The 11,961-nt window shown below is 64.8% G+C and carries 9 protein-coding genes and 2 pseudogenes; 4 read left to right on the plus strand and 7 right to left on the minus strand.

Going from position 1 to position 11,961, the window contains the following annotated elements; all coding sequences use genetic code 11:
- From ON39_RS21930 to ON39_RS50120, 3 genes and pseudogenes are all read right to left on the minus strand, one after another.
- Positions 1-265 (minus strand): precorrin-2 dehydrogenase/sirohydrochlorin ferrochelatase family protein (locus ON39_RS21930; RefSeq protein WP_303621526.1); only part of this gene is annotated, 265 nt, incomplete at its 3' end.
- Positions 266-457: 192 nt separating this feature from the next.
- Positions 458-1,849, minus strand: coding sequence for a M20 family metallopeptidase (locus tag ON39_RS21935; protein ID WP_040737188.1), 1,392 nt, complete (start codon positions 1,847-1,849; stop codon positions 458-460).
- Between the two features lie 237 nt (positions 1,850-2,086).
- A pseudogene (locus ON39_RS50120) lies at positions 2,087-2,460 on the minus strand (arginase family protein).
- A 513-nt stretch (positions 2,461-2,973) separates the two neighbouring features.
- Between ON39_RS50120 and ON39_RS51510 the strand changes: the two are divergent.
- Both ON39_RS51510 and proS read left to right on the plus strand, forming a co-directional pair.
- A pseudogene (locus ON39_RS51510) lies at positions 2,974-3,597 on the plus strand (arginase family protein); the annotation flags it as partial.
- Positions 3,516-4,928 (plus strand): proline--tRNA ligase, encoded by a 1,413-nt coding sequence (gene proS, locus ON39_RS21950; protein WP_040737218.1) that lies wholly within the window; start codon positions 3,516-3,518, stop codon positions 4,926-4,928. The pseudogene ON39_RS51510 and the gene proS, both read left to right, overlap by 82 nt.
- On the opposite strand, the gene ON39_RS46050 is transcribed toward proS, so the two are convergent.
- The 4 genes from ON39_RS46050 to ON39_RS21970 all read right to left on the minus strand — a co-directional run bounded on the left by ON39_RS46050 (position 4,922) and on the right by ON39_RS21970 (position 10,120).
- Positions 4,922-5,611 carry a methyltransferase gene (locus ON39_RS46050; protein WP_051186909.1) on the minus strand — a complete coding sequence of 230 codons (690 nt, stop codon included), beginning with the start codon at positions 5,609-5,611 and terminating at the stop codon, positions 4,922-4,924. The two genes, proS and ON39_RS46050, sit on opposite strands and share 7 nt — an antisense overlap.
- 19 nt (positions 5,612-5,630) lie before the next feature.
- On the minus strand, positions 5,631-6,857 hold the full coding sequence (locus tag ON39_RS21960) for a cytochrome P450 family protein (protein WP_040737189.1): 1,227 nt from the start codon (positions 6,855-6,857) through the stop codon (positions 5,631-5,633).
- Between the two features lie 93 nt (positions 6,858-6,950).
- A complete protein-coding gene (locus tag ON39_RS21965; protein WP_083894620.1) occupies positions 6,951-8,387 on the minus strand; it encodes an MFS transporter in 1,437 nt (478 codons plus the stop codon).
- A 239-nt stretch (positions 8,388-8,626) separates the two neighbouring features.
- A complete protein-coding gene (locus ON39_RS21970; protein ID WP_051186910.1) occupies positions 8,627-10,120 on the minus strand; it encodes an amino acid adenylation domain-containing protein in 1,494 nt (497 codons plus the stop codon).
- Positions 10,121-10,494: 374 nt separating this feature from the next.
- On the opposite strand from ON39_RS21970, the gene ON39_RS21975 reads away from it, so the two are divergent.
- Together ON39_RS21975 and ON39_RS21980 are read left to right on the plus strand one after the other, a co-directional pair.
- Positions 10,495-11,271, plus strand: coding sequence for an SDR family NAD(P)-dependent oxidoreductase (locus ON39_RS21975; protein ID WP_040737225.1), 777 nt, complete (start codon positions 10,495-10,497; stop codon positions 11,269-11,271).
- Between the two features lie 110 nt (positions 11,272-11,381).
- Complete coding sequence (locus tag ON39_RS21980; RefSeq protein WP_040737191.1) at positions 11,382-11,921, plus strand: hypothetical protein; 540 nt, start codon at positions 11,382-11,384, stop codon at positions 11,919-11,921.
- Positions 11,922-11,961 lie beyond the last annotated feature (40 nt).

An 11,961-nucleotide genomic window follows, 5' to 3' on the forward strand; every position in this document is an offset into this window, starting at 1 on the left:
CCTCCGCGACGACAGCCGCGTTGGTCTCCGGCTCGTCGGTGCAGGCGATCGCGTACCACGCACCGTCCAGGTCGCCGTCGGCGTAGGCGCGCAGCACGACGGTGATCTGCCCGGAGGTCGCCATCCCCTCGACCGCCGGGGTCACCTCACGGCTGATGACGTGCACGTCCGCGCCCGAGGCGATCAGCAGTCCGAGCCTGCGCTGGGCGACCGTTCCGCCGCCGACCACGACGACGCGACGGCCGTCGAGGTCGAGCCCGACCAGATAGTTCGGGTCGCCCTCTTGCGGCGCGGCACTGGATACCGCCTGGTCATCGGTGTGGTCTGACGTGTTCGACACAGTTTTCGAGCCTACGGCCTGCCCGCGGCACGACGGCAATCGACTCTGTCACCGCTGGTCCGAGGTCTGTGACGGGCGCGGTAGCGGGAAACGGTCGAGGATCGGGACTTCGCCCGCTTACTCCTGGCCTGCCACTCGGTGCGGCGCTTCTGCCTCGCCGAGGTCCCAGAACAGCCCCGCCATCAAACCGAGCGCCTCGCGTGCCAGCGGCGCGAGCAGGTGCTCGTCCGGCGCGTGCTGGTCACACGCCGAGTAGGAGTGCGGGATCCAGATGGTAGGCAGGCCGAGTTCGCCGGCGAATGCGTCATTGGGAAGGCTCCCGCCGAAATTGGGCAGCAGCGCGGGCGGTGACCCCGCGGTCCGTTCCAGCGAGGTCAGCGCGAACCGCACCCAACGGTCGCCGGGGTCGGTCCGAGTGGCGGGCAGCACCGCCCCGGGCACGACATCCACCATGCGGAATCCATGCTGGTCGAGGTGCATACGAACGGCGTCGGTCAGGGCCTCGGTGTCGGTGCCGACGACGAAACGGAGGTGGCAGCGTGCGTGCGCGGTGCCCGGGATCTCGCCGAATGGTGCGTCCGGTTCGCCGGCGGTTAGCGACAGCACCTCGAGTGTGTTCCATCCGACGACCCGCTCAGCCGGCGTGAGTCCGGGTTCACCCCAGTCTTCGTCCACGGCCGGGTCATCGGGGTCATTGCCGACCGGAATGGTGCGCAGCGCCGTTCGCACTTCCGGTGGGATCGGCGGGGGGCGCAGGCCTGGAACCAGGATCTCGCCGCGCCCGTCGACCAGGCAGGAAATCGCATTGGCCAGCACCGTAGCCGCGTTGCGGAGCGCACCGCCCCAACTGCCCGACTGATACGACCGGTCACGTAGCCGAACACTCAGGGCGAAGTCGGCGGTGCCACGCGTTCCCAGGAAAACGGTCGGACGTCCGGCTGCCACCCGGGGCCCGTCCGACGCGATCAGCAGGTCGGCGGCGAGTTCTGCGCGTTGCTCGGCACAGAACTGCGCCAAGCCGGGCGATCCACTCTCTTCAGCCGTCTCGATCAATATCGTGAGGTTGAAGCCGAGGCTGCCGCCACGGGCCTTCAGGACCTGTTCCAGCGCAGCGAGATTGACCGTGTGTTGGCCCTTGTTGTCCGCCGTGCCGCGGCCATACCAGCGGGTCCCCTCGACCGTGACCGACCAGGGGTCGAGCCCGGCGCGCCAGCCGCGCGCATCGGCCGGCACCACATCGGCGTGCCCGTAGAGGAGGGCGGTCGGCCGATCATCGCCTTCGTGACGGTGCGCGACCAGCAGCGGCTTGCCTGCGCAGACCGGGTTGTCGAGTATCCGGGGCACGGCACCCAGCCGCTCGGCCGCCGGCGCCATCTCCTGCTCCAGGTAGCCGCGCAGTTCCACCGCGCCGCCCTCGGTACGGAAACCTACCCTTCTCGCCAGATCCGCATGAAAAGCGCCGGAGTCGAAATACCCTGTGGCATAACGCATGGCGAGCGATCGGGTCATCCTTCGACAGTAGGTCAGCCGGCAACCACGGGCAACGATGTCCAACGGTCGCCGCGTCGACCGCCAGTCGAAACATCAAGTGCCACTTTCTGGTTCGGGGGATGGCAAACATACGGCACTGTCTCGCCTTCCGTAGCTACCCGGTGGCGGCACGGGTGCCGATGAAGTGCCGCAATATCTTTCGTGAGTGACGTCATAGCCGCACAGCGCGAAAAGTCACTCGCCGAGCTCCGCGGGCTACACCTGGCCCGCGTCTCGGATGAGCATCGGCGCGACGGCGCCTGCCGACCTGGCATCGACGTAGTCGGGCGAGGTAATGCCGATCCGGCGCATCGCGGTTCCGGTCAACGCCTCCAGCAGGCAGTGACGCGCGAGTTGCGCGGTCACGCCCGGGCCGATGTCGTAGGGCGGACTCACCTCGACCACGTCCATTCCGACCATGCCGACCTCGGCTGCCGGCCTACGGACCGCCCAGAGCAGTCCGGCACTGGTCAGTCCGCCGGGCTCCGAGTCCCGGTGCCTGGCGCATATGCCGCGTCGGCGACGTCGACATCGACCGAGATGCACAGGTGATCAACCGTATCGAGCGCTTCGTCGACCGCTCGCTCCAGAACTTTCGCGAACCGTCACGCCGAACCTCGGCCATGTAGTGGCTGCGCATCTGCTGCTCCGCCATCCACGCCGAGATCAGCGCCTGAGGCAGGTAGCCCAGAGCCCGACCTGGACGAATATTTGCCCAGGGACAGCACCACTTTCGATAAGCCTGCACATCGGCGCGCCGTAGCCATGTAGGGGCGCCGCGCGTGTCCGGCGCGGTGTCCGCGTGCGCATCGAAGTGCACGATGCTCACCTTTCCGTACCCGTAGGCGAAATTCTTCGGGTTCGACGCCCGACAGCGCTCGGTCATGGAGGAACGAGTCCGTGCACGCTCGAGGGCGGAGTCCTTTCGCGACGACTGCGTCTTCGTCGAGAACGGCGACTCGCTCGAGCGGGACCGGCAGGGAAGTCCGCGACCGTAGGTAACGCCGACGCGACCTACGCCGCCGTTCACGCTTTCGTCGCCGAGATACTCGCGGGCGGCGCCATGTCGATCGTCCTCGGCGGGTTCCCGCTACAACGTCAGTCAAGTTGGGTTACGCGGGTATACGGCGCACCCCGCAGCTCTGGAGTGGATGGCGCAACAGCAGGTCCGCAGTCATTTCATGACCGAGATTCGCAGGCGCGGTTTTGCCGCCGTCCTCGATCAGGTGATCGATGAGGCGCTCGGCACCGTCGATCACCTTTACCTGTCCGTGGATATCGGCGTGGCCGATCCCGCCTTCGCCCCTGGCACCGGAATTTCGGAACCGGGTGGGCTCACCAGCGACGAACTGATGTCCGCGATGCGCCGAGCGGCCGTAGCGGCCGGGATCGTCGCCATGGATGTTTGGAGGTCAGCCCGCCCTACGACCCTGGTGCGGGTCCGACGGCGCAGTCGCCCGCCGCTGCATGCTGGACGCACTGACCGGTACCGCGATGCGCCGTATCGGCCTGACGCAGCGCCGCTACGTGGATGCGCGGGCGACCAGCGCCGGGCCGGTTCGGACGTTCCGCCCCGGCGGTATCGGACCGCGGCGCTAGAGGGACGGCGCTCCATACCCAGCGCATGGGCACCTATTATTCACGCATGGCAAACGCATCCGTGCTCACTCCACAGGCAGTGGACTTCCCGCGCTGGTATCAGGACGTCATCAACAAGGCGGAGCTAGCCGATAACGGACCGGTACGCGGCACCATGGTCATTCGACCGTACGGGTACGGCATATGGGAGCGGATGCAGCTCGAACTGGACGCCCGCATCAAGAAGGCCGGCGCGGAGAACGCCTATTTTCCGCTGTTCATTCCTGAGTCTTATCTTGCCAAGGAAGCTGAGCATGTCGAGGGCTTCGCTCCCGAACTCGCGGTGGTCACCCACGGTGGCGGCAAGCAACTCGAAGAGCCGATCGTCGTGCGGCCGACCTCTGAGACCATCATCAATGAGTACTTTTCCAAATGGGTGCAGAGCTACCGGGATCTGCCCCTGCTCATCAACCAGTGGGCAAACGTCGTCCGCTGGGAGAAACGGCCGCGGGTGTTCCTGCGCACTACCGAGTTCCTCTGGCAGGAGGGACATACCGCGCATGCCACGTTCGAGCAGGCACGTGACTACGCCGCGATGATCCTGCGCGACGTCTACGAGCGCTTCATGGTCGATATCCTCGCCATCTCCGTTGTGCCAGGACGCAAGCCGCCGAAGGAACGTTTCGCCGGCGCCATCAATACCCTCACCCTGGAGGCGATGATGGGCGACGGCAAAGCGCTGCAACTCGGAACCAGCCATGAGCTGGGCCAGAACTTCGCCAAGGCCTTCGACACCGGTTTTCTGACCGAGGCGGGTGACCGTGCGCATGTCTGGCAGACCTCATGGGGAAGCACCACGCGTATGGTGGGCGGCCTGATCATGGTGCACGGCGACGACCACGGCTTGCGCGTGCCGCCGCGGATCGCCTCGACTCAGCTTGTTGTCATGGCCGTCAAGGATGACGAAGCAGTGCTGACCAAGGTTCGAGAGATCGGCCGAGAGCTGATGGACGCCGGGGTACGCGTTGTGGTGGACGATAAGGTCCACACGCCGTTCGGCCGCCGCGCCGTGGATTGGGAGCTCAAGGGCGTCCCGCTGCGTCTCGACGTCGGCCCGCGCGATCTCGCGAATGGAACCGGAGTCCTGGTACGGCGTATCCGGGGCGAGAAGTACCCGATCGCTCTCGACTCGTTGGCGGCCACGATTCCGCTGCTGCTGGAGGAGGATCAGGCATTGTTGCTCAGCCAGTCCAAGGAATACCGCGAGTCCCGCACCGTTGACGTCGACAGCGTCGAGCAGGCTGTCGAGGCCGCTGCGACGGGCTGGGCGCGCATTCCCTGGGCAAAAATCGACGCCGTCGGCGAGGCCTTTCTCGCCGAGAACGGAGTAACCATTCGCTGCTTGCTCGCTCCGGACGGGTCGCTGGCCGAGTCCGATGACACTCCCGACAGCGTCGCGATCGTCGCCCGCGCCTACTGAGCGGCGAGCCGTCTCGCCGAATGCCGCGCGGCGAGACGGCTCTCCACGTAATAGTATTCCGGATATAAGCGCGTTCCCCGGGGCGGGTAATATTCCTTCGCCCACGCGCAGGGGTATACCCCCGTTAATTCCAGACCGGCATCCTCGATCATCGCTCGGAAATCATCGGCACTCGATTGACTGGCATCCTCTTGCAGGAGCACTCGTCCGGCGTCCGATAAATACCGAGGTATCTGTCGGTAGAACTTCTCGTGTATGCGCCATCCGATGTCGTTGTAGATCAGCTGCGTATGGCCGCCGGGCGAGGGTGTGCTATCGGGACAATGGGGAGGATTAGCCACCACGAGGTCGTAGACGTTGCCTTGCGGAAGCGCGTCCATGCAGTCCGAAGTGTAGACCCGCACGGAGTCGTCGAGCCCATTACGGCGAACTGTCTCCTGGCAGGAGGCTACCGCGGCAGGGTTCACGTCGATCAGCGCGAGCTCATCGCAGAGTCCAGCTGCGAGCAGTGAGAAACCGATGAACCCGGGGCCGGCACACCACTCCAGAATGCGGTCGACTTTCCCGACGTGATCAGAAATAAAGGAGAGGTAATCCTGGCCGAATCTGGCGCCGCCTCCATCGATTTCATCGAGATAACAGACGTCTATCGAGCCGTAAGTCACCGTTTTGTAATCGACCATGGGGCCGTCCCTTCGTGAATCAGGCAGGCTGGAGCCGGACAGGCAGACTGCGATGACCATTGGAGATGAACGATTCCACCGGCCGCAACGCCTCGGGGGCGACGGCAAGGGCAATATCGGGAAAGCGGCCGAACAGCGCAGGCAGCGCCACTTCGGCCTCCAACCGGGCGAGTTGCGCGCCGAGACAGAAATGCACACCGTAGCCGAAGGCGAGATGCTCCTTGCTGGGCCGCCGGACATCGAAGCGCAGGGGCTGATCGGGGTGGTGTTCCGGATCGAGTCCGGCGGCCGCGAGCGCGGCCACGATGGCGTCCCCGGCACGGATGAGCGCCCCGTCGACCTCGATGTCCTCGATGGCGTAGCGCAGCGGAAGGTTCGCCACCGGGGCCTGCCAACGCAGCGTCTCCTCGATGACCTCACCCCAGGAACGTTCGGCCGACCGAACGAGATCGAGCTGGTCAGGGTTGGTGAGCATGGCGACGATGGCATGGTCGAGCAGGTTGACGGTCGTTTCGTGACCGGCTGCGATCACCTGGGTCACCATGTCGACCAATTCCTTCTCCGTGAGCCGCGAGCCGTCGCTGTCCCTGGCGGCGATGAGGCCACTGGCCAGATCGTCACCGGGGGTCTTGCGTTTGACGGCGATGAGGTTGGCCAAGAGGGTGTACAGCTCCTGCTCGTTGGCCAGCGCCGCTTCCGCGGTCGCGGTGGTGTCGAACACGGCGTCGACGAAACGGCGCAGCCCAGGGCGGTTTTCGTCCGGGACGCCGACTAGTCGGCAGATGACCTCGATCGGCAACGGGTAAGCGAAACCCTCGCGCAAATCGATCGTATCGGCAGGTAGCGCCGCGAGACCGTCCAACAGTTCTTCGGTGATCTGCTCGATCTGTGGACGCAGGGCGGTGATCCGACGAGCGCTGAACGTGCCCGCCACCAGCGACCGTAGCCGCCGGTGATCCGCGCCGTAGGTCGTGAACATGTTGTTCATCGACACCCACATGCGTAATGACCAGTCCGCGGGAATCTCGCCGTTGATCCAGGCCGGCCAGTGCTGACTAGCGTCCTTGGAGACGCGTGGATCCGACAACAGCTGTTTCAGTGCATCCTGTCTGGTGACGGCCCAGGCCACCACCCCGCCGGGCAGTTCGACCCTGGTCGCGGCGCCACGCTGGACGAGGATCGAGGCCTCGGCCTGAATGTCCCGTCCGGTGGGGTCGAGGACAAAAGGACGATTCGGAGCTTCCACTGATTATTCCCCCATAAGTCGAATATCTTATTCTATCGTACTGCCGATCGAATAAACCGCATGCATTCATCCGGCCACAGTGCAGGCTACCTGTCAATTCATCCGCCCGCCCGCGGATTCCACCGAGTCCGACGTCTCCGGATGACTATTCCAACCTCCGCCGATTCCTATGATCAACGCACCGAGCACGCAAAAAACAGCGGCCGCCAGGTAAGCGAGATGGTACCCGGCGAGCTTGCCCGCGGCAGTTGCCGAGGTGGCCCCGGCCGCGGCGATCACGACCAAAACCACGACTCCGACGCTGGCGCCGATCTGCTGGCCGACGACATTGATGGCGCCGGCTACGCCGTGCTGCCGCTGCGGAACTCCGGTCAGTCCGGCAGCGGTCATCGCCGGGAAGGCAAGGCCCATCCCGAGTCCGACGACGATTACTCCGGGCAGCACATGCACCCAGTAGTTGCCGGCCAACGGGGTCCACATCCACAAGGCGATGCCGGCCGCGACCAGAATGAGACCGCCGATCAGCAAGGGACGTTGTCCATATCTGATCAGCAGCCGGTCGGTGAAGTAATTGGCAACTACGAATACCGCACATGAGAGCGGCAATACGGCGAAAGCCGATTGCAGTGGCGAATAGCTCAGTATATTTTGCAGGTAGAGCGGCGCGAAAAACATCAGGCCGACCACGGTCGTGTACGAAACGACAGCGGTTACCGCGCCGGCGCGTACCGAAACGGCGCGGAAAATTGTCAGCGGCATCAGCGGTTCCTTCGCGCGCCGTTCCCACATCATGAACATCACTAGGAGCAGGCCCGCGACCGTGAGGGACGTCAAGGCAACGGGGTTGGTCCAACCTGCCTCTCCGACCCGGCTCATCCCGAACACCACGAGGATCAGGCCGATCGTCACCGTGCACGCACCCCACCAATCGAGCGAGTGCGACCGCCGAACGCTCGCGGGCAAGGCCGGCCTGACGGCCAGCAGCACCAGCAGGCCGAACGCGACGGAGACCGCGAACACCGACCGCCAGCCCAGCAACTGAGTCAGCACGCCGCCGACAACGAGACCACTGCTGGCGCTGACCGAACCGACCGCGGCGTAGACGCCGAACGCGTGATTACGTTGTGGCCCTTCAGAAAACACCTCACTGATCAGAGCCAACGCGGCGGGACCCGACAACGCCGCGCCGATTCCCTGTACCGCGCGGGCGACGATCAGCACGGCCACGTTCGGGGCCAGCGCGCCGGCCAACGCGGCGGCCGTGAACAACCCGATGCCCAGCGCGAACAGGAGTCGCCGACCGAATACGTCGGCCATTCTGCCGCTCGAGAGCAAAAATCCCGCGAAAGTGACGCTGTACGACGTCATGACCCACTGCAGCGTGCCGGTGTCCACCTCGAATCTGCCACCGATCGCCGGTAGCGCCGCATTGATGACGTTCAGGCTGCCCACATCGAGTGCCAGCGCACCAGCGATGACGCCCAGCGCCAGTCCCAGCCGTACCTGGCTCGTCTCGGATTCCGTGTCCAAGGCGTACTCCTCCTTGCAAAGCTTTGCGCAGAATTCGCCACCACAACCAGCGAGCAATCGGTCGAGCACCACAACGTCGTCCCCGCCCACTGCTGGACGGCGCGCCTACCGAACCCACGTCGAGAGAACCGCATGGTGACCGAATCCGTCAACAACTTCGCCGACGCAGCTCGGAAACCTCGGCGCGGCATGACGGACGGCGTCCGTGTTTCGGACGACCGCCCGCCTACCGCTGCTTGCTACCGGCTCACGGTTCGCGCGAGGGCGTCGCGATCAACCTTTCCCACATGGGTGAAGGGAAACGAATCCACTTGGTAGTAGCGGGCGGGAACGAAGTGACGCGGGAGCACGTCGGCCAGTTCCCGGCGCAGTTGTTCCGCTTCGAGGTCGAAGCCTTCCGCGAGAATGCAGTGCGCCGCCAGGAATTGCTCGTCGGTTTCGTCGTGTGCCGTCACCAAGGCGTCGCGGACGCTCTCCAGCGCCCTGAGCTGGGCCTCGATCTCCTCCAGTTCAATACGCGCACTGTTGATCTTGACCTGAGTATCGCGCCGCCCGAGGAACTCTATTTCCCCACTGGGCAGCAGCCGCCCGATATCGCCGGACATATAGGCTCTGGCGCCTCGCCCTTGCCAGAACGGGAATCGCTCGGCCGTCAACTCGGGAAGGTTGAGGTAGCCCTCGGGGACGCACACCCCGCCGATACAGATTTCTCCTTCTTCACCCACCGGAACCGGTCGCATATCCTCGCCGACGACTTCGACGACAATATTGGGCAGCGCCGTGCCGATCGAGGGACGATCCGGCCAATCCCGAGGATCACCCGAAAGGGTTTTGGCCGTCACGATGGAACACTCTGTCATGCCGTACTGGTTCTGCAGCTGTGCGCCGGTCCTGGCGAAGAAATCCCGCACCGAGTCGTTGATCCGCAGTTGGTCGCCGGCGGTGATGACCTCCCTGATCGAGGCAGGATAGAGCTTGATCTCGTGCGCGGCCTCGATGAGTTGGTACAAGGTGGTGAACGAAAGCCAGATGCGATGGATTTGCTGCTCCTCGACGTATCTGAGCAAACTGCCCCAATCCCGGCGCGTATCCTCGGTCACCAAGACCACCGTTCCACCGCTCGCCCACGTCGAGAATATCTCCGTGAAAGCGACGTCAACGCTGAACGGCCACAGTTGCAAGGTGTTCCAGCCGACCGCTGAGCCCGAATCGGCGACTTGCCAGGAGATGAAGTTCGAAATAGCACGATGCGGCATCGCTACCCCTTTGGGCCATCCGGTGGACCCCGAGGTGTAGGTGACGTAGACCGCATCCTCCGCCGAAATCTCGGTTGCGAACTGCGGCTCGTCTGCCTGATCGATGTCTTTGATCACGTCGTCCAGAATTTCGAGCCGGCACCCCGTCGGAATGGTGACCAGATCGGCGAGGTGCGACCGGCACAGCAGTGTGTCCGCACCGCTGTCGGCAAGCATATGATCGAGTCGCCGTTTCGGATACGTGTTGTCGAGCGGAACACAACCCCCGCCGCCCGCCAGCACCGCGAGAATTGCGATGACCAGTTCGGGAGACCGATCATTGAGCAGGGCTGCGCGTCGAGTGCCCGACAGGTGCCGGGCGAACCGCTGAATCGACGCATGGACCTGCTTATAGGTCAACTCGCCGCCCGGCCAGCGCAATGCGATAATATTCGGATGCGCTGCGGCCTGCGCAGCCACCATCTCATGCACGAGCATTGTCTTCTCCGTCGATATGCCATCAGACATGTCGAATTCCCTCCCTGAAATTAATTCGATCTGGGAGCAGAGGTCGGGCATGTGCCGGTATGAACTGCCGTAACTCGACGATGCCGTGCGACTCCCCCGGCGCGACTACACCCCCAGTGCGGTGAACTTTCTTCGGTAAACCACAAACCTACTGGTTCCGTCCCCCGAACGCCAGCCCGCAATGCCAGGGGCATGGGTTCGCGATCCTCCGTAGCACAGCTCGAATCCTCGTGTCATATGTGATTACCGGCGCGAATTTCGATACGGCCATCGGCCGACAACCGTACGATCACCAGATAACGCATTCCCATTACGGAATGGACATCCCGGAAAGGAGCTGCTCGGTGGATCCCAGCATCTCTGCGACATTGCGGCGTTTCCTCCTCACCGGCCGAGTGGCTGTGGTGACCGGGGCATCGTCCGGGCTCGGCGCGGAACTCGCTCGCGCGCTCGCCGCGGCGGGCGCCAGGGTGGCCGTGGTGGCTCGTCGGTACGACCGCCTCGTCGAGCTGGCCGACGACATCACCGGGTTGGCGGTCGCCTGCGATCTGCTCGACCCGGCGCAGGTGCGGGAGGTCGTTCCACGGGTCGCCGCCGAGCTGGGCAGACCGGAGATATTGGTGAACGCGGCGGGCGATATCTTCAGCCGCGAACCGGCCGAGGCCGAACCATACGAGGCCATGCGCCGGACGCTCGAGCTCAACCTGATCGCACCGTTCCGGCTGTCCCAGGACGTTTTCCCGCACATGGTCGCCGTCGGCCGGGGATCGATAGTTCACGTGTCATCGATCAGCGGCCGGGTCGGTTTTCCTGGGTTCCCACAAGCTTCCTATGCCGCCAGCAAGCAGGGACTGTCCGGGCTCACCGCGGAACTGGCCGTCCAGTGGGCCCGCCACGCCATCCGGGTCAACACGGTGGCGCCCGGGTTCTTCCGCAGCGAGATCAATGACGAGCTCTACGACGACGAACGCTTCAGAACGTGGCTGCGCAGTAACACGCCGCTCCCATCGGAAGCCTGCATCGACGACTTCGTCGGCGCGGTCTTGTGGCTCGCCGGCGACGCCGCAAGGTACGTGACCGGGCAGACGATCGTGGTCGACGGCGGCTGGACCGCCCGGTGACCGCCGAAGCTTCGGCCACGAACCCCCGGACGGCCACTGCTGGCGCACCCGCCGTGACGCTGCGATAGTCGGTACCACAAAACCCGTTGCGGCCGAAAGGAATCCCTCGAATGCTATACGCCTTCGGATTCGACAGACTGGGGCTGCTGATCAGCGATATGTACTTCGTGAACCCCGCGCCCGCGAAGGGTCAGGAGGGGCCGGAGCACGGCGTCCGGTTGGAACTACGGCGGCTGACGCCCCGCGAACTCGAGGGTTCGATCTACTCGGCAAGGCCGATCACCATCGATGAGCCGATCTGGCGCGCCGACCTACTGGAATCGGTGGACGGTCGGCCGGGGAGCTTCGACCGGACGCATCATCACCCGAGGTTCTACGGCTGGAACGAAAGCAACAGGGCGTTCGAAGCGGAACTCTCCGCCGATCCGATCGGCTGGCTGGGGCGGAAGCTGTCTGACTTGCCGAGCCTGCTGGCGCACGCCGACGTCGACCCGGACACCGTGGGACCCGGCGACCTGGACGGCCTGCCCCGTGCCGTGCCGGAGATCCTCGAGGTCACCCGGCGGCTGCTGGATCGGGTGCGGGCCGGCGAGCTCGGCTGCCGGCCGGTAGGCGCACCCGCCGACAACGTCCGTGCCAGTTGGCTCTGAGCCGCATCGAGCGGTTGCCGGTGCCCCACCGGGGTTCCGC

The sequence above is a fragment of the Nocardia tenerifensis NBRC 101015 genome (assembly GCF_000308715.1).
Taxonomy (GTDB): domain Bacteria; phylum Actinomycetota; class Actinomycetes; order Mycobacteriales; family Mycobacteriaceae; genus Nocardia; species Nocardia tenerifensis.

Coding starts and splice junctions, on each gene's coding strand:
- ON39_RS46050 (WP_051186909.1), bottom strand. CDS start 5,611: ATGGTCGATTACAAAACGGTGACTTACGGCTCGATAGACGTCTGTTAT.
- ON39_RS21935 (WP_040737188.1), bottom strand. CDS start 1,849: ATGACCCGATCGCTCGCCATGCGTTATGCCACAGGGTATTTCGACTCC.
- ON39_RS21970 (WP_051186910.1), bottom strand. CDS start 10,120: ATGCTCGTGCATGAGATGGTGGCTGCGCAGGCCGCAGCGCATCCGAAT.
- proS (WP_040737218.1), top strand. CDS start 3,516: ATGGCAAACGCATCCGTGCTCACTCCACAGGCAGTGGACTTCCCGCGC.
- ON39_RS21980 (WP_040737191.1), top strand. CDS start 11,382: ATGCTATACGCCTTCGGATTCGACAGACTGGGGCTGCTGATCAGCGAT.